A 22,106-nucleotide genomic window follows, 5' to 3' on the forward strand; every position below is an offset into this window, starting at 1 on the left:
TGGCGCAGTCACCGGGCAATACCCTGCAACGCCCGGCACCAAACATGCATTCCGCAAATCTCTGGGAATCTGTTTATGGCGCCGACGGCCGGGCAAGCCATCTCCCATGACCGATCTGGTTCCGGTGCCCGTCCGGCACCGTCGCATCGTCATCGATGGCGTTGACACGTTCTACCGGGAGGCCGGCCCTGCGGACGCGGAGGTGGTGCTGCTTCCGCACGGGTATCCGTGCTCGTCCTACGCGTTCCGCCATCTGCTGCCGGCGCTGGGTGACCGGTGGCGGCTGCTGGCACCCGACCTGCCGGGTTTCGGCTACAGCGCGACACCCGCGCCGCAGGAATTCGGCTACACCTTCGATGCCTACGGCCAGTTCCTCGGAAAGTTCGCCGCCGGGCTCGGGCTGGCCTCCTATGCGCTCTGGTTGCACGACTACGGCTCGCAGTTCGGTCTGCACTTGGCGATGTCGGCACCCGACCGTGTCACCGGCCTGATCATCCAGAACGGCGACATCTATCCCGATGCGTTCGGGCCGAAATACGCCTTCCTCGAACGGGCCTGGGAAAATCCCGGACCGCAGGCCAGGCGCACCATCACCGAGCACGTGACGCTGCAGGGCTTCCGCAGTGAGTTCGTCGGCGAACTGCCCGAAGTGCTCGCGGATCGGATCAGCCCCGACCTGTGGACGCTGCACTGGAGTCTGATGGCGACACCGGAACGCATCGCCAACCTGATCCGGCTGCTGGAGGACCAGCCGTCGACATTGCAGCGCTTCGACGCCGAACAGGCCTACCTGCGTGAGCACCGCCCGCCCGCCCTGATCGTGTGGGGCGTCAACGACGGCTACATGCCCGAAGCGTCCGCGCGGGCCTATCTACGCGATCTGCCCGAGGCCGAGGTTCACACCTTCGACGGCGGGCACTGGCTGCTGGAGACGCACCTGGGCGAGGTCGTACCGCTGGTGCGGGAGTTCCTCAGCCGTCCAGCTCTCCGGCGTCGATCGCATCCTTGACCTCCTGGGCGTGTGCCACTTCCTCCGCGGTGTAGCGGATGAACAGCGCCACCGCACCCACCACGACGGCGACCGCGGCCACCCACAGCAGCCCGTAGGTGTAGCCCGCATCGAGGGCGTTGTGCTGCGCCTCGTTCATGTTCTTGACCGGGCCGGTGGTGCCACCGAGGTACAGGGTGCGCGAGGTGATGACGGCCTGGATGATCGCCAGCACCACGGGTCCACCGAGGTTCTGCAGCATCAGCGCGATCGCCGATACCGGACCGATCTCGTCGAAGCCCACCCCGGCGATCGCCGAGACGGTCAGCGGCACCACGATCATGCCGATGCCGAAACCACCGACGGTGATCGGAATGACCAGATTCGGGAAGTACGGGATGTCGCCGTTGAGTGTCGAACCGTAGATCATCGCGGCCAGCACGAACACGCCACCGGCGATCACGATCCACCGCGGCGCGAATCGCGAGACCAGTTGCGAGGACAGGCCCAGGCCGATACCCAGCGCGACCACGAACGGGATGAAACCGATACCGGCGCGCAGCGCGCTATAGCCCATGATGTCCTGCACGTACAGGCCGATCAGCACGGTCAGGGTGAACATCACGCCGCCGGCCAGGAAGACCGCGATGAAGGTGGCCACCCGGTTGCGGTCACGGAACAGCGAGAACGGCACCACCGGGTTCTCCGCCGTGCGTTCGACGTAGAGGAACGCGAGCCCGAAAATGCAGGCCGCGGCGCCGGAGCCCAGCGTCAGCGGCGACAACCAGCCCTTCTCCGGGCCCATCGAGAATCCGAACACCGCGGCGGTGCAGAACAGCGTCGCGAGGATCGCGCCCGTGGCGTCCAGCTTCATCCGGGCACGGTGGGTCTCGGTCAGGTGGGTGCGGGCCAGGTAGAGCATGATCAGGCCGATCGGCACGTTCACCAGGAACGCCCAGCGCCACGACACCTCGGTGAGCGCGCCGCCGACGACCAGGCCCATGACCGAGCCGACGCCGGTCATGGCGGCGAACACGGCGGTGGCCGAGTTACGGGCCGGCCCCTTGGGGAAGGTGGTGGCGATCAGCGCGAGGCCGGTCGGCGAGGCGATGGCGGCGCCGACGCCCTGCAGCAGGCGCGCGATCACCAGGGTGGCCTCGTCCCACGCGACACCGCACAACACCGAGGCAATGGTGAAGAGGGCGACACCGACGATGAAGGTGCGTTTGCGGCCGATGGTGTCGCCGAGGCGTCCACCCAGCAACATCAGGCCGCCGAAGGTCAGCACATAGGCCGTGATGACCCAGCTGCGACCTGCATCGGAGAGGCCCAGTTCGTCCTGGATCTTAGGAAGAGCCACGATCGCGACGGTGCTGTCCATCGTCGCGAGCAGCTGCATACCACCGATGGCAATGACCGCGGCAATGAAGTTCCAGGGCGGCACCCATGCCGGTAACCTGCTGTTTTGCCGCATGTCCCCCCGGCCGACGTGTACTGGAAGGGCCCGGTTGCTGCCATCTGCGTCGTCCCGGCGGCTGGATTTGCGCCCAGCGTCGTTGAGAGCAGTCATACCGGGTTACCTTACAGTAATCTTAAGAATCCTTTAACTGCCGAAGCCCGCCACGGGCCCGATCACGATGATTGCGGGCGGTCGAATCCCCTCCGAACGCACCCTCTCGCCGACGTCGGCAAGCGTGGCGCGCACCGTCCGCTGGGCGGCCGTCGTGCCGTGCTGCACCACCATCACCGGCGTATCCGCAGGTCTACCGCCCGCCAGCAGCGCACCGGCGAACAGCTCGATGCGTTCGACGGCCATCAGCAGCACGATCGTGCCCGACATCGCGGCCAGCGCATCCCAATTCACTAACGATTCGGGATGGTCCGGCGCAACATGGCCGCTGACCACCACGAACTCATGGGTGACGTGCCGGTGGGTGACCGGAATGCCGGCCAGGGCGGGAACCGCTATGGCACTGGTCACACCCGGCACGACGGTGACCGGAACACCGGCCTCGGCGCACGCGATGACCTCTTCATAGCCGCGGGCGAAGACGAACGGGTCCCCGCCCTTGAGCCGGACGACGAACTTGCCGGCCTTGGCGCGCTCGATCAGGACGTTGTTGATGGCCTCCTGCGCCATCGCGCGGCCGTACGGGATCTTCGCGGCGTCGATCACCTCGACGTGCGGCCCCAGTTCGGCGAGCAGCTCCGGCGGGGCAAGCCGGTCGGCGACCACCACATCGGCGTGCGCCAGCAGCCGCCGGCCCCGCACCGTGATCAGCTCCGGGTCCCCCGGACCGCCACCGACCAGCGCCACACCCTCGCGCACCACATCGTCGGAGTCCCCGCTGCGGTCGGCGATGGCCCCGGTCTGCAGGGCTTCGTGGATGGCGGTGCGGATACCCGCGGAACGTCGGTGCTCACCGCCGGCCAGCACGCCGACCGACAGGCCGTCGTGGTCGAAGGTGGCGGGCGTGACCGCGGTGCCCTCGATGGCCACGTCGGCACGCACACAGAAGATGCGGCGACGTTCGGCACCCGCCACGATCGCGGCGTTGACGTCCGGGTCATCGGTGGCGGCCAGCACATACCAGGCGCCGTCGAGATCTTCGTCACGGAAGTCGCGCAACTCCAACGTCATCGGCGCGAACGCCTCCACCGACGGGGTGGCTGCACGGGTGATCACATGGACATCGGCACCGGCGGCGATCAGCAGCGGCAGCCGCCGTTGGGCCACCGTGCCGCCGCCCACCACGACGACCTTGCGGCCTTCCAGACGCAGGCCGACCAGGTAGGCGTTCTCTGTCACCCGCCGAGCTTAAAGGTTGCGGCCGCCGCGACGAAGCGGGAGCTGGCCTGCGGGTGCGCCGCCGGGTGGGTGTGCAGGTACCCGGCGTGCACACCACCGTGCACCACACCGTCGCCGGCGCGCCGGCCGGTTGCCGAGCTGTAACCCCAGGCGCTCGGATAGTCCTCACCGAAAGTCACTGCAGTGCGGTGAAATTCGTGTCCACTGACCCGCTCACCGACGGTGTGCAGCGGCGATTCGGTGACCGCCACGGCATCCCGGTAGCCCAGGGTGAGACGCTCGGTGAATCGCGCCGAACCGGCCAGCACCCCGCACATCGGCACCCCGTCGAGATCCTCGACCAGATAGGTCAGGCCGGCGCATTCGGCGTGCACCGGGGCGCCCGCTGCCGCCAACGCCCGGATCTGGCCGCGCACGGTCTCGTTGGCCGACAGTTCGGCGGTGAACTGTTCGGGGAAGCCACCCGGGATGACCAGGGCGGCGGTGTCTCCGGGCAGCTCATCGAGCAGCGGATCGAAGTCGACGACGTCGGCGCCGGCGGCGGTCAGCAGTTCGCGGTGCTCGGCGTAGCCGAAACTGAATGCCCGCCCCGCGGCCAGTGCGACGGTCACCCCGGCGGTCCGGGGCGGGCGCAAATCCGGTGACCAGGCTTCGGCGCCGACATTGCTCGCGGCGGCGGCGACCAGGGCCGCGATGTCGATGTGCTCGGCCACCAGATCCGTCATCGCCGCGACGGCACGATCGGCGAGCGCGCCGTACTCGACGGCGGTGACCAGACCGAGGTGGCGCGAGGGCACCTCGAGTTCGGCGGTGCGCGGAATCGCCCCGAGCACCGGCACCCCGGCCTGTTCGCACGCCTGGCGCAGCACCTGCTCGTGGCGCGGAGAACCGACCCGGTTCAAGATCACCCCGGCCATCCGGATCGACGTGTCATACGTCGAAAAGCCGTGCAGCAGAGCGGCAATGCTGTGACTCTGACCCCGCGCATCGACCACCAGCACGACGGGAGCGCCGAGCAGCCCCGCGACGTGTGCGGTGGACCCGCGCGCCGGGCCCACCCCGTCCTCGGCGATCCGGCCGTCGAACAGCCCCATCACCCCTTCGACGACCGCGATATCGGCGCCGGCGGTGCCGTGCCGGTACAGCGGGCCGATCAACGACTCCCCCAGCATCACCGCGTCCAGATTGCGGCCGGGCAGCCCGGTGGCCAGGGCGTGATAGCCCGGATCGATGAAGTCGGGTCCCACCTTGAACGGTGCGACCCGGTGCCCGGCACGGCGCAGCGCCCCCATCAACCCCGTTGCCACGGTGGTCTTTCCGCTTCCCGATGCGGGAGCGGCGATGATGACGGCGGGGACGCTCACCATTCGATGCCGCGCTGACCCTTGCGGCCGGCGTCCATCGGGTGTTTGACCTTGGTCATCTCGGTCACCAGATCGGCGGCCTCGATCAGCGCCTGCGGGGCGTCCCGGCCGGTGATCACCACGTGCTGGTTGCCCGGCCGGTCGGCCAGCGTCGCGATCACCTCATCGGTGGCGATCCAGCCCCACTTGAGCGGGTAGGTGAACTCGTCGAGCACATAGAAGTCGTGGCTCTGCTCGGCGATCCGGCGTTTGATCTCGGCCCACCCGTCGCGCGCGGTCTCGGCGTGGTCGACGTCGCTGCCCTGTTTGCGCGTCCACGACCAGCCCGAGCCCATCTTGTGCCACTGCACGGCCCCACCTGTGCCGTGCTCGTCGTGGAGCCGGCCGAGCTCCCGAAAAGCGCTCTCCTCGCCGACTTTCCATTTGGCACTTTTCACGAACTGGAACACCGCGATGTCGAAACCCTGGTTCCAGGCCCGCAGTGCCATCCCGAACGCCGCGGTCGACTTGCCCTTGCCGGGACCGGTGTGCACCGCCAGCAATGGCGCATTGCGTCGCGCCCTGGTGGTCAGCCCGTCATTGGGCACGGTCAGCGGTTGTCCCTGTGGCACGGTGTCTCCTACGCAGCGGTCTTGACCAACGATGTCAGCTCGCCGGCCCTTAGCTGGGCCAGTCGCACGGCGGGCGCTTCCAGCTGACGGGCCAACTGCTCGGCCAAACCCAGACGCACAAACGATGTCTCGCAGTCCACCACGACGGCCGCGGCACCCTCGGCGACCAACAGGCCGGCGGCGGTCCGGGTCCGGCCCAGCGGGTCCGGTCCCCCGGTGGCCCGCCCGTCGGTGAGCACCACGACCAGCGGGCGGCGGGCCCGGTCGCGCGCCTTCTCGCGCAGCACCACGTCGCGGGCGGCCAGCAATCCCTGTGCCAGTGGCGTTTTGCCGCCGGTGTCAAAGCGGGCCAGGCGCTGTCCGGCGATGTACACCGAGGAGGTGGGTGGGAGCAGCACGTCGGCGCGCTGGCCACGGAAGGTGATCACCGCGACCTTGTCGCGGCGCTGGTAGGCATCGCGCAACAGCGACAGCGTGGCCCCGCCGACAGCGGACATCCGGTCCCGCGCGGCCATCGACCCGGAGGCGTCGACGACGAAGATCACCAGGTTGCCTTCCCGGCCCTCCCGCACGGCACGGCGGACATCGTCGGGCCGCACCTGCGGGCGGCCCGGCCGGCGCTGGTTGTTGACCGCGGCCAGCAGGGTCGCGAACACGTGGGTGCCGTGCCCCTCGCCGGGCACCTCGGTGGAGCCCACGGTGCTTCCGGTGCGGTTGCGGGCCCGGGAACGGCGGCCCGGGGCACCCTCACCGATCCCGGGCACCACCAGCGCCTTGGTCCGGAAGGTGGCCGACGGCGGCGCGCTGGACCGGGTCGGCGGCGCGCCGTTGCGCTTCGGCGCCTCGGATGGCTCACCGGCCTGCCCGCTGCTCTGCGAATCCCCTTGCGGGGCGGGGCCGTCCGTCGGGGCGTCCGATCCGCCACCGCCCGGCGGCTCGGGCTCGGGTTCGGGGTCCTCGGGTGCCTCTTCGGTCTGCGAGAGCGCCTCGTCGAGGCGTTCGGGGTCCAGGCCCGGGTCGTCGAAGGGATCGCGCCGGCGCCGGTGCGGCAGTGCCAGTTCGGCCGCCACCCGGATGTCCTCCTCCTGCACGGTGCAACTGCCCCGCCAGGCCGCGTGGGCCACCGCGGTGCGCGCGAGCACCAGGTCGGCGCGCATGCCGTCCACGTCGAAGGCCGCACACAGGGCCGCGATGCGCCGTAACTCGTTGTCCGGCAACACGACGTCGGCCACCGCCAGCCGCGCGTCGGCGATCCGCGAGGCCAGCTCGGCATCGGCATCGGCATAGCGGGCGGCGAACCCGGCCGGATCGGCCTCGAAGGCCAGCCGGGAGCGGATCACCTCGACCCGCACATCGACATCGCGTGAGGCGGCCACGTCGACGGTCAGCCCGAAACGGTCGAGCAACTGCGGGCGAAGCTCCCCCTCCTCGGGATTCATGGTGCCGATCAGCACGAAACGCGCATCATGGGAATGCGATACGCCGTCGCGTTCGATGTGCACCCGGCCCATCGCGGCCGCGTCGAGCAACACATCGACGAGATGGTCGTGCAGCAGGTTGACCTCGTCGACGTACAACACGCCGCCGTGGGCGCGGGCCAGCAGGCCCGGCGAGAACGCGTGCTCGCCGTCGCGCAGCACCTTCTGCAGGTCCAGTGATCCGACCACCCGGTCCTCGGTCGCGCCGATCGGCAGTTCCACGAGACGCGCGTCATCGTCGACCTGGGCCAGCACCGTTGCCAGGGCACGCACCGCGGTCGACTTCGCGGTGCCCTTCTCCCCACGGATCAGCACGCCGCCGATATCGGGGCGCACCGCGCAGAGCACCAGCGCCAGCCGCAGCCGGTCATGGCCCACCAACGCGCTGAACGGATAGTGAGTGATGGTCACAGCGCCACCGCTCCCGGCCGGATCATCGGCACGTGCGGGATGCCGTCCTCCAGATACTCGTCGCCGTCGCGCACGAACCCGTGCGCGCCGTACATGTCCTGCAGATAGGTCTGGGCGTCGATGCGGCACGGATAATTGCCCACCTCGGCGATGGCGGCCTGCATCAGCCGTGCGGTGTGTCCGTGCCCGCGGTCGGCACGTTTGGTGCACACCCGCCCGATCCGGAACACCTTTTCCCCACCCGGATGTTCCTCCATCAGGCGCAACGTCGAGATCACCTGCGTGCCCTCACCTTCCAGCCAGAAATGGCGGGTCTCGGCGAGCAGATCGCGGCCGTCGAGTTCCGGGTACGGGCAGGCCTGCTCCACGACGAACACCTCGACACGCAACTTGAGCAGCTCATAGAGCGTTGCAGCGTCCAGATCCTTGGCCCAGCTTCGGCGCAGCGCGACCGTCATACGGGCGCGGGAGCATCCAGCTTGAGGACCTTGGTGCCGTAATCCCAGACCTCGTGGAACAGCGCGGGCTCGGTCGACAACTTCGTACCGAGCGACGGGACCATCTCCTTGAGTTTGGGCAGCCAGCTTTGGTACTGGTCGGCGAAGCAACGCTCCATGACCTCCAGCATGGCGGGCACGGCCGTCGAGGCACCCGGTGAGGCGCCCAGCAGACCGGCGATGGTGCCGTCGCCGGCAGTGAGTACGGTGGTGCCGAATTCGAGCACGCCACCGGCGCCCTTGCGGCGGATCACCTGGACCCGCTGACCGGCGATGTCCAACTCCCAGTCGGAATCGACTGCGCTGGGCGCGAATTCGCGCAGCGTGTCGACGCGCGCACTCTCACTCAGCAGCAGCTGGCCGATCAGGTACTTCAACAGGCCGGTCTCGGTCAGACCGACGCCCAGCATCGAGGCCAGGTTGTTGGGCTTGACCGACAACGGCAGGTCGGTGACCTTGCCTTGCTTGAGGAACTTCGGCGACCACCCGGCGAACGGGCCGAACAGCAGCCAGGACTTGTGGTTGATGACGCGAGTGTCCAAGTGCGGCACCGACATCGGCGGGGCCCCCAGCGGGGGCAGACCGTACACCTTGGCCTGGTGGGCGGCGGCCAGCTCAGGGTTTCCGGTGCGCAGGAACGCGCCTCCGACCGGGAAACCACCGAAACCGTGGGCCTCCGGGATGCCGGCCTTCTGCAGCAACGGCAGCGCGCCGCCACCGGCGCCGACGAAGACGAACTTGGCGTTGATCTTGCTCTTGGCGCGGGTGCGCCGGTTGGCGACCTTCACCGTCCAGCTGCCGTCGGACTCCTTGTGCAGATCACGCACGTCGTGACCGAACAGCGTGGTCATACCGTGGGTGGCGGAGTAGCCGATCAGCTGACGTGACAACGACCCGAAGTCGACATCGGTGCCGGCCTGCGTCCAGTTCAGTGCGACCGGGTCACTGAAGTCCCGTTTGGCGGCCATCAGCGGAAGCCGGCGGGCGAACTCGTCCTTGTCGTCGATGTACTCCATCGAGGCGAACAGCGGGTTGGTCACCAGCGCCTCGTAACGAGCCTTCAGGTACTCGGCGTTCGCCGCACCGTGCACGAAGCTCACGTGCGGGATCGGGTTGAGGAAGCTGCGCACGTCGGGCAGCACCCCGTTCTCGACGGCGTAGGCCCAGAACTGCCGCGACACCTGGAACTGCTCGTTGACGGTGATCGCCTTGGCGGTGTCGATGGTGCCGTCGGACTTCTGCGGCGTGTAGTTCAGCTCACACAGCGCGGAGTGCCCGGTGCCGGCGTTGTTCCACGGATCGCTGCTCTCGGCGGCCGCACCGTCGAGGCGCTCGATCATCGTGATCGACCAGTCGGGTTCCAGGAGGCGCAGCAGCGCACCGAGCGTGGCGCTCATGATTCCGGCGCCGACGAGCACGACGTCTGTCTTGGCTACTTTCGGGTCAGACACGCAATAAGGTTATCCCGCCGGTGGCAGGGCAAGCGGTCGGGCCGGGCAGGTCACTACAGTGGCTAGCGTGACCGGCTGGGAGCCCGACGTATTACCTGGCTATTGGCAGCAGCCGCTGGCCCTCGGCGCCGATCCCGATGGGGAGGGCGACCTGGTCGCCACCCTCATTTCGCGCGGTGAACCGCCGCGGAACGATCGCCGCCCGGACCGTGCGGTGCTGTTGGTGCACGGCTACACCGACTACTTCTTCCACACCGAACTGGCCGACCACTTCACCGCACGTGGGTTCGCCTGCTACGCCCTGGACCTGCCCAAGTGCGGCCGGTCCCGGCGGGACGGCCAGACCCCGCATTTCACCTCCAACCTGGCGCACTATGACGGCGCGCTGGAGGCGGCGCTGAAGGCCATCGGTGCCGCCGACGTGCTGATGTACGGGCATTCCGCGGGCGGGCTGATCGTGTCGCTGTGGCTGGACCGCCTGCGCCGGCGCTCAGCGACGGCCCCGATCAGCGGCCTGGTGCTCAACAGCCCGTTCTTCGATCTGCACGGGCCGGCGATCCTGCGCACCCCGCCGACATCGGCGGCGCTCATCGCGCTGGCCCGGTTCCGCAGAATGCAGGTGGTGCGCAAACCGACCACAGGTGGGTACGGCACCACCCTGCACCGCGACTTCGCCGGAGAGTTCGACTACAACCTGGACTGGAAGCCGGTAGGCGGATTCCCGGTCACCTTCGGCTGGATCAACGCGATCCGGCGCGGGCAGAAGCGCCTGCACCGCGGCCTGGACGTCGGGGTGCCGAGCCTGATCCTGCGGTCGGACCGCAGCGTCACCGAGGCCGGCGATCCCGATCTGATCCAGCGCGGCGATGCGGTGCTGGACGTTTCGCAGATCGCCCGCTGGGCGGGCTGCGTGGGCGACCGGCTTACGGTGGTCCCGATCACCGACGCCAAACACGATGTGTTTCTATCGGTCGCCGAGCCCAAGGCGACCGCCTACCACGAACTCGACACCTGGCTGGACTGGTATCTCAAGACCGGGACGTCATCGACCACACCACATTCCGGATAAGGCGGCCCAGCGTGGAGCACTACGACCTGACCATCATCGGCACCGGTTCGGGCAACAGCATCCCCGATCCCGGGTTCGACGCCCGGTACGGCGATATGCGGGTCGCGATCTGCGAACAGGGCACCTTCGGCGGCACCTGCCTCAACGTCGGCTGCATCCCGACCAAGATGTTCGTCTACGCCGCGGAGGTCGCCCAGACGGTGCGGGAGAGCTCGCGCTACGGCATCGACGCGCATGTCGACAAGGTGCGCTGGCCCGACATCGTCTCCCGGGTGTTCGGCCGCATCGATCCGATCGCCGCCGGGGGCGAGGCCTACAAGCGGAGTCTGCCCAACATCGACGTGTACGGCAGCCACACCCGGTTCACCGGCACCGCCGACGGCCGCTACACGCTGCGCACCGAGGACGGCGCCGAGTTCAGCTCGGATCAGGTGGTGATCGCCGCCGGCGCCCGTGCCGTCGTGCCCCCGGCCATCACCGACTGCGGGGTGCGGTACTACACCAGTGACGACATCATGCGGATCAGCGCGCTGCCCGATCATCTGGTGATCGTGGGCGGCGGTTTCGTGGCCGCGGAGTTCGCCCACGTGTTCTCCTCGCTCGGGGTCAAAGTGACCATCGTGGTGCGCGGGCCCGGAATGCTGACTCACTGCGATGAGACGATCTGCCACCGGTTCAGCGATCTGGCAGCGGCCAAATGGGACCTGCGGCCCCACACCAATGTCGTCGGATCCCGCCCGTGCAGCGGCGACGGTATCGTGCTGACGCTCGACGACGGCTCCGAGTTGGCGGCCGACATGCTGCTGGTGGCTACCGGTCGCCGGCCGAACGGCGACCTGCTGGACGCCGACCTGGCCGGGATCGAGCTCGACCACAGCATGGTCGTGGTCGACGAGTACCAGCGCACCTCCGCGCGCGGGGTGTGGGCGCTGGGCGACGTGTCCTCGGCCTATCAGCTCAAGCATGTGGCCAACCACGAGATGCGGGTGGTCCGGCACAACCTGCTGCGGGACTGGGACGACACTGCGGGCATGGTCGCCAGTGATCACCGGTTCGTACCGTCGGCGGTTTTCACCGACCCCCAGATCGCCACCGTCGGACTCACCGAGGCCGAGGCCCGCGAGGCCGGCCACGACATCGTGGTCAAGGTGCAGGATTACGGCGCCACCGCCTACGGGTGGGCCATGGAGGATCACACCGGAGTCGCGAAACTGGTCGCCGACCGTGGCACCGGCATGCTGCTGGGCGCGCACATCATGGGGCATCAGGCATCGTCGATCATCCAGCCGCTGATCCAGGCGATGAGCTTCGGTCAGACCGCCAAAGAGGTTGCCACCGGACAGTATTGGATTCACCCCGCACTGCCTGAGGTGATCGAGAACGCGCTGCTCGGCCTGCTGGACTGAGCTCAGCGCCGAGTCGCGGTGACCAGGAGGTACTCGGCCTCCCACCGACCGTCGTCTTGGGTCGAGGCCAGGAAATCGAGAAAGGCGTCATCCAGCGCGGCGACCTGTTCGGGCTTGTCGGCGTTGTAGGCGTACACCGCGATGGTGGGCCCGTAGTTGCGTTTCCAGTACTCGCGGAACTCCAGCGGCCCGCTGCACCGATCCAGCACCACCGTCCGGCGCCGCATGCTGACATCGGCGACCCGGTCGCCGAACAAATCGGTCACATGCGCATCATCGCCCCACAGCGGTGCCGGACTCGCACCGGGAGGTGGCGGCGGCGCGAAGGGTTTCATGGTGGCGAACAGTTGCCCGATGAAACCCGTTGGAGTCCAGTTGATCAGCCCTATCGTGCCGCCCGGACGGCATACCCGCACCAGTTCGTCGGCGCTGCGCTGGTGCCGGGGCGCGAACATGACGCCGACGCAGGACATCACGATGTCGAAGGCGTCGTCCTCGAACGGCAGCGCCTCCGCGTCGGCCTCCTGCCAGTCCAGTTCCACGCCCTGTGCGGCCGCGCGGGCACGGCCCGCCGCGAACAGTTCGGGGGTGAGGTCGGCGGCGGTCACCGTTGCCCCCGCCCGCGCCGCCGGGATGGCGGCATTTCCCGCGCCCGCGGCGACGTCGAGAACCCGGTCACCGGCGCCGACGCGGCAGGCCCGCACCAGTTCGGGGCCGAGTTCGGGGATGAGTTCGGTGGCGACCGCGACATAGTCGCCGGATGCCCACAGTGCACGGTGCTTGATCTTGAGGGCGCGGTCGGCGTCGGCCGCGTCGGATTCGGTGGTGTTCATGAACCCATGGTGATCCGAATGCGGCCGGATATGTCCGAATTCGCGGGTCAGGTGTGACCGGCACCGATCCAGTGCAGCAGGTCGTGCACGATCTCGTCGGCCAGCCGGTAGCTGACCGAACGGCCCGCCCGGCTGCTGGTCACCCAGCCCTGCCCGCGCAGCACCCGAAGCGCCTGAGACACCGCGTTTTCCGACCGTCCCAGCGCGGCGGCCAGGTCGCTGACGCAGATGCCGGGCACCCGGTGCAGGCTGAGCAGGATCTCCAGGCGATGCGGATCCGACAGCAGATCGAACCGGCGCGCCCATTCGGAGGTGTCGACGTCGGCAAGCGCCGATGACGCCTTCTGCACCACCGACGCATCCTCCATGACAGGCAATGTAGTACCGGTCAGTCCAGGAAGCCGTGCAGCAGCGCCGCCGAGCCGGCCAGGTGCGCGCACATGGCGTCGGCCGCCGCAGCGGCGTCGCCGGTGAGGATGGCACCCACGATCGCCTCGTGCTGTTCGTCGGAGTGCGCGATGTTGCGGGGTAGCAGCGGGATCTGGTCCAGCAGGGTGTTGACCCGCATCCGGTTCTCGGCCACCAGCGGCACCAGCGACACCGAGCCCGCCGCCTCGGCGATCGCCAGATGCAGCCGCGAGTCCAGCCGTCGGTAGTCCCCGGGGGCGGCGCCGCGCACATCGTCGAGCCGGCAGCGCAGCTCATCGCGCTCGGCCTCGGTCAGCGTGCGGCCCGCCGCCGACCGCGCCGCCCCCACTTCGAGGATCTCGCGCAGCCGCAGCGCGTCGTCGAGATCGGCCCGCGTGACATCCTCGGTGCCGGGCGCCAGCCTGGGTATCTCGTCGGCCAGGAAGGTGCCGCCGTACCGTCCGCGCCGGGACACCAGATAGCCGGCCTCGGCCAGCGATTTGATGGCCTCCCGGACGGTGTCCCGGCTGACGCCGAGCCGCGCCGCCAACTCACGTTCCGGTGGCAGTGACTCGCCGGGCGCCAGCACTCCGAGCCGGATCGTCTGCAGCAGCCGTGCGACGGTGTCCTCGAAGGCGTTGCCCAGCCGCACCGGTCGCAGCAGGCTCTCCGACGTCGTCTGCGGATCCGGTGGGGAGGTCATGGCCGGGTCTGGCTCACAGCGGCGTGACGTAGGCAGAACTGATACCGCCGTCAACCAGGAAGCTCGATCCGGTGATGAAGGATGCGTCATCGCTGGCCAGAAACGCCACCGCGGCCGCCAGTTCCTCGGGCTCGGCGAACCGGCCCACCGGCACGTGCACCAGACGGCGTGCCGCGCGTTCGGGGTCCTTGGCGAACAGTTCCTTGAGCAGTGGGGTGTTCACCGGGCCCGGGCACAGCGCGTTGACCCGGATGCCCTGGCGGGCGTACTGCACACCGAGCTCACGCGACATCGCGAGCACACCGCCCTTGGAGGCGGTGTAGGAGATCTGCGAGGTCGCCGAGCCGAGCACCGCCACGAACGATGCCGTGTTGATGATGGACCCCTTCTGGGCCGGCACCATGTGCCGCAACGCCGCCTTCGAGCACAGGAACACCGATTTCAGGTTGACGTCCTGCACCCGCTGCCAGGCGTCGAGGCTGGTGTTCTCGATCAGGTCGTCCTCGGGCGGGCTGATCCCGGCGTTGTTGAACGCGATGTCCACTCCGCCGTGCACGTCGTAGGCGGTGTCGAACAGGTTGTCCACCGAGGCCGGATCGGACACGTCGACCTGAACGAACTGGACGTTCAGATCGTTGGCGACGGTCTTGCCCGCGGCCGGGTCCACATCGCCGATGACCACGATCGCGCCCTCGGCCTGCATGCGCTTGGCGGCCGCGAGCCCGATACCGCTGGCGCCGCCGGTGATGACGGCGACCTTGTCCTTGAGTCGCTGGGTCAGGTCCATCTAGATTTCTCCCATCGCAATAAAGAGGTTCTTGGTTTCGGTGAAGTGCAGCGGCGCATCGGGACCCAGTTCGCGGCCGAGGCCGGACTGTTTGAAACCGCCGAACGGGGTGCTGTAGCGCACCGACGAGTGCGAGTTGACGCTCAGGTTGCCGGCCTCCACCGCGCGCGAGACCCGCAGTGCCCGTGACACGTTCTCGGTCCAGATCGATCCGGACAGCCCGTAGCTGGTGTCGTTGGCGAGGCTGATGGCGTCGGCCTCATCCTCGAACGCCAACACGGTGACCACCGGCCCGAAGATCTCCTCGGTGACGGTCCGGTCGGTGCGTTGCGGCGTCAACACCGTTGGCGGGAACCAGAACCCGGGTCCGCTCGGGGCCGATCCCCGGAAGGCCACCGGTGCGTCCTCGGGGACGTAGCCGCGCACCGACTCCCAGTGCTTACGCGACACCAGCGGACCCATCTCGGTGTCGCGGGAGGTCGGGTCGCCGACCTTCACCCCCGCCACGGCCGGTTCCAGCAGTTCCATGAAGCGGTCGTAGACGTTGCGCTGCACCAGGATCCGGCTGCGTGCACAGCAGTCCTGGCCGGCATTGTCGAACACACCGTAGGGGGCCGTTGCGGCCGCCCGTTCCAGGTCGCAGTCGTCGAACACGATATTGGCGCTCTTGCCGCCCAGTTCCAGGGTGACACGTTTGACCTGCGCGGCGGCATCGGCCATCACCCGGGTACCGACGGCGGTGGATCCGGTGAACACGATCTTGCGCACCTGCGGGTGGGTGACGAAGCGCATCCCGACGACCGGTCCGGCACCCGGCAGCACCTGGAACAGGTCGGGGTCCAGCCCGGCCGCGACGGCCAGCTCGGCGAGGCGCAGGCTGGTCAGCGGCGTCCATTCGGCCGGTTTGAGCACCACGGCGTTGCCGGCGGCCAGCGCCGGGGCGAATCCCCACGACGCGATGGTCATCGGGAAGTTCCACGGCGTGATGATGCCGACGACACCGAGCGGCTCGTTGAAGGTGATGTCGATGCCGCCGGCCACCGGGATCTGCTGGCCGATGAGGCGTTCCGGGCCGGCCGCGTAGTAGGTCAGCACATCGCGGACGTGCCCGGCCTCCCATTCGGCCTGCCCGATCGGATGCCCGGAATTGGCGACCTCCAGGGCGGCGAGCTCACCGATATGGGCGTCGACCACCGCGGCGAAGGCCCGCAGCGCGCCGGCCCGCTCGGCCGGCGCCAATCGGGCCCACCGTCGCTGCGCGACGACCGCACGCGCCACCGCATCGTCCACCGCGTCGACGTCGAGCAGTTCGACATCACCCACGACGTCCTCGGTGGCCGGGTTGATGACCGTCGAGGTGCTCATCGGGATGCCCTTTCTGTGGTGTATTCGCGGGCCGCCTCGGCCACCGCCGTGAAAAGGCGCACATCGTCGAGCCGCTCCTCGGGGTGCCACTGCACCGCGAGCACGAAGGTGTCGCCGTCGATTTCGACGGCCTCGATGACGCCGTCGGCGGTGTCGCGGGCGCTGATGACCAGCCCGTCGCCGAGCCGGTCGATCGCCTGGTGGTGGTAGCACTGCGCATCGGAGCTCGCACCGATGATCGCGGCGAGCCGGGTGCCGGGCACGGTGCGCACCGAGGAGGTGCTGAACACCGCGTTGCCCTGTTGGTGGCGGCTGTGCCCGAGCACATCGGGCAGGTGCTGGTGCAGCGTGCCGCCGAGCGCGACGTTGAGCACCTGGGCGCCGCGGCAGATTCCGAGCACCGGCATCCCGCGCCGCAGCGCGGCATTGAGCAGGGCGAACTCCCAGGAGTCCCGTTCGCCCATCGGTTCATCGGTGGTCGGATGCCGTTGGCTGCCATAGCTTTCCGGGTTGACATCGCGTCCGCCGGTGATGATCAGGCCGTCGATACTGTCGAGGATTCGGTCGGCTGCCTCGGTGCCGCCGGGTTGCGGCGGCAGCAGCATCGCGGTGGCGCCGCCGCGGTTGACGCCGTCGATGTAGATGGCGGGCAGGAAGCTGGCGTCGACATCCCAGACGCCGGTCTGGGCGCGCTGCAGGTAGGTGGTCAGGCCCAGAACAGGTCTGGCTTCAGAGCCGCTCAAAGCCGCGCACCCTCTCCCAGTCGGTGACCGCGGCGTTGAAGGCGGCGAGTTCGATGTGCGCGTTGTTCAGGTAGTGGGCCACGACCTCGTCGCCGAATGCGGATTTGGCCACCTCGGAGTGCTCGAACAGTGCCGCCGACTCGGCCAGGGTGTGCGGCAGCTTCTCCGCGCCACCGGCGTAGGCGTTGCCGGTGCAGGCGTCCCCCAGTTCCAGGCCCTGCTCGATTCCGTGCAGACCACCGGCGATCAGCGCCGCGACGGCCAGGTACTGGTTGACATCGCCGCCGGGCGCCCGGCACTCCACCCGCATCCCGAGGCCGTGCCCGACCACCCGCAGCGCGCACGTGCGGTTGTCCATCCCCCACGCGATCGCGGTCGGCGCGAAGCTGCCATCGGCGAAACGCTTGTAGGAGTTGATATTCGGTGCGTAGAAGAAGGTGAGCTCGCGCAGCGTGGCGATCTGGCCGGCCACGAAACTGCGGAACATCGCCGACATGCCGTCCGGATCGTCCTCGTCGGCGAAGACGGCAGCTCCGTCGGTGCCCCGAAGAGATATGTGGATATGGCAGCTGTTGCCTTCGCGTTCGTCGAACTTGGCCATGAAGGTCAGGGATTTACCGTGCTGGTCGGCGATCTCCTTGGCACCGTTCTTGTAGATGGTGTGGTTGTCACAGGTGACCAGGGCCTCGTCATAGCGGAAGGCGATCTCCTGCTGCCCCAGGTTGCACTCCCCCTTGACGCCTTCGCAGTACATGCCCGCACCGTCCATGCCGAGGCGGATATCGCGCAGCAGCGGCTCCATCCGGGTCGACGCCAGCATCGCGTAGTCGATGTTGTAGTCGGTGGCCGGTGTCAGGTCGCGGTAGCCGGATTTCCAGGCGTCGCGGTAGGTGTCGTCGAACACCATGAACTCCAGCTCGGTACCGACGAACGCACTCAGCCCGCGCTCGGCCAGCCGATCGAGCTGGGTGCGCAGAATGGTGCGCGGGGAGACCAGGACGGGCCTGCCGTCGGTGAAGGACAGATCGGCCATCACCAGCGCGGTGCCCGGCAGCCACGGCAGCAGGCGCAGGGTGGCGAAATCGGGGGTCATCACCATGTCGCCGTAGCCGGTTTCCCAGCTCGACATCGCGTAACCGTCGACGGTGTTCATGTCGACATCGACGGCCAGCAGGTAGTTGCAACACTCGGCACCGTGCGCGGCGACCTCTTCGACGAACAGTCGCGCCGACACCCGTTTACCGATGAGCCGGCCCTGCATGTCGGGGAACGCGACGATGACGGTGTCGATCTCGCGGGCGGCGACGAGCTGTTCCAGATCGGTCTGCGACAGCATTCCGGTGTCAACCATGGGGCGCACTCCCTCGTCGGCTACGGCGCGGGATCGGCGGTGAACCGGCGCCACCTCTAAAGGTAGGCCATCAGACCAATGGAATGCGAGAGCACCCCGCCGTCACCAGGTGCTGGTGCGCATCACGATCTCGGCGGCCAGCTGGGCGGTGGATTCGCCGGCATTGCGCCGCCCGAGCAACTCGACCAACCGGAAGTCGCCGTAGACGAAGCGCTGGCTGGCACGCGCCACCTTCGCTGCCGCCGCGGTGCTCACCAGTGCGGTGGTGGCCACCTCCACCGGCGGGCAGTTCTCGTCGCGCACGGCGCCGGCCTCGTCGGGTGCGCGCGGGTGCCCACGGTCGATCACGACCAGCCCGGTGAACCGGTCCAGCCGGGTGGCGGCCAGCTCCCAGGCCAGCTCGGCCCCGACCCGGTCGCCGACCAGGGTGCCCCAGCGCACCTGCAGGGCGTCCAGGATGGCGATAGCTGAAACCGCCGTCAGTTGTGGCGAGGGGGCGATCACAACGGTGCGCAGCGACGCGGTGTGCAGCCGCTGGCAGACCGCGTCGTAGGCGGCCGGTGCGTGCTGAACCGAGCCCAGCAGCACCACCACGCCGGCGTTCTCCGGGCCCGCGACCTCGACGGCAAAGGGAAAACCGTCGACGGTCACGGTGGACCCAGCGGTCTCGGGGGGCATGGGGGTCACGCTAGGACATCCGCGGGCCCGGCGCAGGCGTTTTCCCGGTCTCGGACGTGCGCCATCACGGTGTCTGCAGACGTTGCGCTTGTTTGCCCGTGACGTCCAGAAAGGTCTGCGGCAGCGTGGCTTTGACTCCGATGGCCGGGTTCGGCGTCGGGAACGCGACGGCGAAGACGGCCATCGAATCGACGTTCTCGAAGGAGAACCAGACACTGCTCTGCGCGCCGGCGAGCTCCATCGTCTGCTGGTACACCAGCGCGTCCGGACGCTCGGAGTCCAGGCGCTGGGTGGTCATCGGGATGGGTGCGGCGTTGCGGTCGAAGTAGGTCTTGAAGTTCGCGCACTTCTGCGCGGTCGCCTCCAGCCCCGCCATGTCCAACGGCCAACTCAGCACGGTCACCAGCATCCGCGCGCCGTCATAGCTGACGGTGTATTTGGCGGCACTGCCCGCGCCGCGCTCGGCGGATGCCGTGATCACCTTGGTGAAGCCCTCGCTGCACCCGGGCGGATCGGACAGCATCGCCGGCGGGGCCCCCGCGCCGTCGGGTTCACCGGGGTTCTCGATGATGCGGTCGAACTGCACGCCCGGGGGAAAATCCGCCGAGCTGAGCAGCACCCGTTCCAGACGCTCCCCCGGCCACGTCGGGCTGCCCCCCACGGTGCTGGTGCAGCCGGTCAACGCGGCCAGCACCGCGAGCAGTGCCGGCAGCCGTCTCGTCATGGCCCCAGGCTACCCAGCGCCGAGCCGATCACCGGTCGTCGCGGAGCACCGTCGAGCAGCCCCAGCAGCGCATCGAGATCGACGTGGGTGGTCAGCGCATCGGCCATCAGGTCCAACTGGGCGTCGCGGCGGGCGAGCACGCTGACGTCATCGGCCACCTCGAAACCGGGGCGGCCCGACGCTTCGGCAACCTCGGCCAGCCAGGCGCGCCGGAGGGCGTCGTTGTCGAGCAGACCGTGCCAGTGCGTGCCGTAGACCGCACCGTGGCGGATCCCGACGCCCAGCCAGTCGTCATCGCCACTGCGGCTGACCTGCCCGTGATGGATCTCGTAGCCGTGCAGCGGGGTTTCCCAGTGCCGCAACGTCTTCTCCGGCGCGAACACGATGTCGGCGTCGAGCAGCCCGAGCCCCTCGAGGACCCCGGCACCGGATTCGACGGCGTCTTCGATGGATCGGCACAGCATCTGGAACCCGCCGCACACCCCGAGCACCGGCCGGCCCGCCGCCGCGTGCTCGCGCACCGCCGCGGCCAGGCCACGCTCACGCAGCCACGCCAGATCGGACACCGTGGCCTTGCTTCCGGGTAGCACCACCACATCGGCCTCGGCGATCTCGGCGGCGTCGGCGACCCAGCGCACGGCCACCCCCGGCTCGCAGGCCAGCGCCTCGACGTCGGTGGAGTTCGAGATGCGCGGCAGTCGCACCGCGGCCACCGTCAGCCAGTCGGTTCCGCGGGGGGTGACCGGCTGGCCGAGGCTCTGCCCGGCCTGCACCGACAGCGAGTCCTCGGTGTCCAGCCACAGACCGTCCAGGTACGGGATGACCCCGTAGGTGGGGCGCCCGGTCAGGCCCTGCAGTTGGCGCAGGCCCGGCTCCAGCAGCGCCGGATCGCCGCGGAACTTGTTGACCAGGAATCCGCTGATGAGCCTCTGATCCTCGGGTTCGAGCACGGCGACGGTCCCGAACAGGTGGGCCAGCAGTCCGCCGCGGTCGATATCGCCGACCACCACCACTGGCAATTCACCGGCACGGGCCAGCCCCATGTTCGCCAGGTCGGTGGCACGCAGGTTGATCTCGGCGGGCGACCCGGCTCCCTCGCAGATGACGACATCGAATTCTGTTCGCAGCGCAGCCAATTCACCGTTGACGACATCGGCGAGCTGCCGCCGCCTGGTCAGATAGTCACCGGCGGCCATGGTGCCGGCGACCTGACCGCGCACCACCAGTTGCGATGTCCGGTCGCTGCCCGGTTTGAGCAGCACCGGGTTGAACCGCACGCTGGGCGCCAACCCGGCGGCACGCGCCTGCATGGCCTGGGCCCGCCCGATCTCCCCGCCCTCGACCGTGACGGCGGAGTTGTTGCTCATGTTCTGCGCCTTGAACGGCGCGACCCGAATCCCCCTGCGCGCCAGCAGCCTGCACAGCCCGGCCACCACCATCGACTTACCGGCATCCGAGGTGGTGCCGGCGATCAGCAGCGCGCTCACACGAGAGTCAGGATCTCGGCACCGTCCTCGGTGACCACCAGTGTGTGTTCGAACTGCGCGGTCCACTTGCGGTCGCGGGTTGCCACGGTCCAGCCGTCATCCCAGATCTCGTAGTCCAGCGCGCCGAGGTTGATCATCGGTTCGATGGTGAAGGTCATGCCCGGTTCGATGACGGTCTCCACGGCGGGCTGGTCGTAGTGCAGCACCACCAGACCGTTGTGGAATGTCTCACCGATGCCGTGGCCGGTGAAATCGCGGACCACGTTGTAGCCGAACCGGTTCGCGTAGGCCTCAATGACCCGGCCGACGATCGACAACGCCCGGCCGGGTTTGACGGCCTTGATGGCGCGCATGGTTGCCTCGTGGGTGCGTTCGACCAGCAACCGGTGCTCCTCGGCGACATCACCGGCCAGGAACGTGGCGTTGGTGTCGCCGTGCACACCGTCGCGGTAGGCGGTGACGTCGATGTTGACGATGTCACCGTCCTCGATGACGGTGGAGTCCGGGATGCCGTGGCAGATGACCTCGTTCAGCGAGGTGCAGCAGGACTTGGGAAATCCCTTGTAGCCCAGGGTGGACGGGTACGCGTGGTGATCAAGCATGTATTCGTGCGCGACGCGGTCCAGGTGGTCGGTGGTCACCCCGGGGGCGACGGCCTTGCCGGCCTCGGCGAGCGCCCCGGCCGCGATCCGCCCGGCCACCCGCATCTTCTCGATGACCTCCGGGGTCTGCACCCACGGTTCGTGGCCCTCGATCGCCGTCGGCTTCCACGCGTACTCGGGACGCGGGATGGACTTGGGTACCGGCAGCGTCGGAGAGATCTCACCGGACCGAAGGGGCGTGCGAACAGGCATGCCGACAGCCTAATCGCCGACCACCGGGACACCGTATCGCCGCTCACCGCACCCGCGGAGAGCGACACTCTCCGCAGGTGGTAATGGTG

Annotated in this window: 21 protein-coding genes; 3 read left to right on the plus strand and 18 right to left on the minus strand. The window is 68.7% G+C overall.

The annotated features are described in order from the left end of the window. The first annotated feature begins 106 nt into the window (after positions 1-106). On the plus strand, positions 107-1,009 hold the full coding sequence (locus tag EXE63_RS03130; protein ID WP_168140760.1) for an alpha/beta fold hydrolase: 903 nt from the start codon (positions 107-109) through the stop codon (positions 1,007-1,009). On the opposite strand, the gene EXE63_RS03135 is transcribed toward EXE63_RS03130, so the two are convergent. From EXE63_RS03135 to mqo, 7 genes are all read right to left on the minus strand, one after another. Beyond that, the gene (locus tag EXE63_RS03135) at positions 972-2,462 is read right to left on the minus strand and encodes an MFS transporter (protein ID WP_234904682.1); all 1,491 of its coding nucleotides are present in this window, start codon (positions 2,460-2,462) and stop codon (positions 972-974) included. The two genes, EXE63_RS03130 and EXE63_RS03135, sit on opposite strands and share 38 nt — an antisense overlap. Positions 2,463-2,591: 129 nt before the next feature. Further along, positions 2,592-3,797 (minus strand): uroporphyrinogen-III C-methyltransferase, encoded by a 1,206-nt coding sequence (gene cobA / locus EXE63_RS03140; RefSeq protein WP_168140762.1) that lies wholly within the window; start codon positions 3,795-3,797, stop codon positions 2,592-2,594. Further along, entirely contained in the window at positions 3,794-5,161 is a 1,368-nt protein-coding gene (locus tag EXE63_RS03145) for a cobyrinic acid a,c-diamide synthase CobB (RefSeq protein WP_168140763.1), read from the minus strand. Before EXE63_RS03145 ends, cobA begins: the two co-directional genes overlap by 4 nt. Next, positions 5,158-5,772, minus strand: a complete 615-nt coding sequence (cobO, locus tag EXE63_RS03150) for a cob(I)yrinic acid a,c-diamide adenosyltransferase (protein WP_168140764.1) — start codon at positions 5,770-5,772, stop codon at positions 5,158-5,160. The genes EXE63_RS03145 and cobO overlap by 4 nt, the downstream gene beginning before the upstream one ends. A gap of 8 nt (positions 5,773-5,780) precedes the next feature. Then, positions 5,781-7,655: a magnesium chelatase subunit D family protein gene (locus EXE63_RS03155; protein ID WP_168145367.1), complete on the minus strand. Its 1,875-nt coding sequence runs from the start codon at positions 7,653-7,655 to the stop codon at positions 5,781-5,783. Positions 7,656-7,657: 2 nt separating this feature from the next. Beyond that, positions 7,658-8,119 (minus strand): GNAT family N-acetyltransferase, encoded by a 462-nt coding sequence (locus tag EXE63_RS03160; protein WP_168140765.1) that lies wholly within the window; start codon positions 8,117-8,119, stop codon positions 7,658-7,660. Then, entirely contained in the window at positions 8,116-9,555 is a 1,440-nt protein-coding gene (mqo, locus tag EXE63_RS03165) for a malate dehydrogenase (quinone) (protein WP_436277764.1), read from the minus strand. The genes EXE63_RS03160 and mqo overlap by 4 nt, the downstream gene beginning before the upstream one ends. 121 nt (positions 9,556-9,676) lie before the next feature. Between mqo and EXE63_RS03170 the strand changes: the two genes are divergently transcribed. Together EXE63_RS03170 and mtr are read left to right on the plus strand one after the other, a co-directional pair. After that, positions 9,677-10,678: an alpha/beta hydrolase gene (locus tag EXE63_RS03170; RefSeq protein ID WP_168140767.1), complete on the plus strand. Its 1,002-nt coding sequence runs from the start codon at positions 9,677-9,679 to the stop codon at positions 10,676-10,678. Positions 10,679-10,689: 11 nt separating this feature from the next. Continuing rightward, positions 10,690-12,084 (plus strand): mycothione reductase, encoded by a 1,395-nt coding sequence (mtr, locus tag EXE63_RS03175; RefSeq protein ID WP_168140768.1) that lies wholly within the window; start codon positions 10,690-10,692, stop codon positions 12,082-12,084. A gap of 2 nt (positions 12,085-12,086) precedes the next feature. Here the strand turns inward: mtr and EXE63_RS03180 are convergent, their stop codons facing one another. From EXE63_RS03180 to map, 11 genes are all read right to left on the minus strand, one after another. Continuing rightward, positions 12,087-12,917 carry a class I SAM-dependent methyltransferase gene (locus EXE63_RS03180; protein ID WP_168140769.1) on the minus strand — a complete coding sequence of 277 codons (831 nt, stop codon included), beginning with the start codon at positions 12,915-12,917 and terminating at the stop codon, positions 12,087-12,089. A 47-nt stretch (positions 12,918-12,964) separates the two neighbouring features. Continuing rightward, positions 12,965-13,285: an ArsR/SmtB family transcription factor gene (locus tag EXE63_RS03185; RefSeq protein WP_168140770.1), complete on the minus strand. Its 321-nt coding sequence runs from the start codon at positions 13,283-13,285 to the stop codon at positions 12,965-12,967. 20 nt (positions 13,286-13,305) lie between these two features. Continuing rightward, positions 13,306-14,028 (minus strand): FadR/GntR family transcriptional regulator, encoded by a 723-nt coding sequence (locus EXE63_RS03190; RefSeq protein ID WP_168140771.1) that lies wholly within the window; start codon positions 14,026-14,028, stop codon positions 13,306-13,308. Positions 14,029-14,041: 13 nt separating this feature from the next. Next, positions 14,042-14,815 carry a 3-oxoacyl-ACP reductase gene (locus tag EXE63_RS03195; RefSeq protein ID WP_168140772.1) on the minus strand — a complete coding sequence of 258 codons (774 nt, stop codon included), beginning with the start codon at positions 14,813-14,815 and terminating at the stop codon, positions 14,042-14,044. Then, positions 14,816-16,180, minus strand: a complete 1,365-nt coding sequence (locus EXE63_RS03200; RefSeq protein WP_168140773.1) for an aldehyde dehydrogenase family protein — start codon at positions 16,178-16,180, stop codon at positions 14,816-14,818. Further along, positions 16,177-16,923 (minus strand): gamma-glutamyl-gamma-aminobutyrate hydrolase family protein, encoded by a 747-nt coding sequence (locus tag EXE63_RS03205; RefSeq protein WP_168140774.1) that lies wholly within the window; start codon positions 16,921-16,923, stop codon positions 16,177-16,179. The genes EXE63_RS03200 and EXE63_RS03205 overlap by 4 nt, the downstream gene beginning before the upstream one ends. Then, positions 16,910-18,274 carry a glutamine synthetase family protein gene (locus EXE63_RS03210; protein ID WP_168140775.1) on the minus strand — a complete coding sequence of 455 codons (1,365 nt, stop codon included), beginning with the start codon at positions 18,272-18,274 and terminating at the stop codon, positions 16,910-16,912. Before EXE63_RS03210 ends, EXE63_RS03205 begins: the two co-directional genes overlap by 14 nt. A 102-nt stretch (positions 18,275-18,376) precedes the next feature. After that, a complete protein-coding gene (locus tag EXE63_RS03215; RefSeq protein ID WP_168140776.1) occupies positions 18,377-18,952 on the minus strand; it encodes an alpha/beta hydrolase in 576 nt (191 codons plus the stop codon). A 64-nt stretch (positions 18,953-19,016) separates the two neighbouring features. Then, a complete protein-coding gene (locus tag EXE63_RS03220; RefSeq protein ID WP_168140777.1) occupies positions 19,017-19,676 on the minus strand; it encodes a hypothetical protein in 660 nt (219 codons plus the stop codon). Continuing rightward, the gene (locus EXE63_RS03225) at positions 19,673-21,115 is read right to left on the minus strand and encodes a cobyric acid synthase (protein WP_168145368.1); all 1,443 of its coding nucleotides are present in this window, start codon (positions 21,113-21,115) and stop codon (positions 19,673-19,675) included. Before EXE63_RS03225 ends, EXE63_RS03220 begins: the two co-directional genes overlap by 4 nt. 44 nt (positions 21,116-21,159) lie before the next feature. Then, positions 21,160-22,017 (minus strand): type I methionyl aminopeptidase, encoded by an 858-nt coding sequence (gene map / locus EXE63_RS03230; RefSeq protein WP_168140778.1) that lies wholly within the window; start codon positions 22,015-22,017, stop codon positions 21,160-21,162. Between the last annotated feature and the right edge of the window lie 89 nt (positions 22,018-22,106).

Origin of the sequence: Mycolicibacterium frederiksbergense, assembly GCF_012223425.1 — a bacterium.
In the GTDB taxonomy this organism is placed as follows: Bacteria; Actinomycetota; Actinomycetes; order Mycobacteriales; family Mycobacteriaceae; genus Mycobacterium; species Mycobacterium frederiksbergense.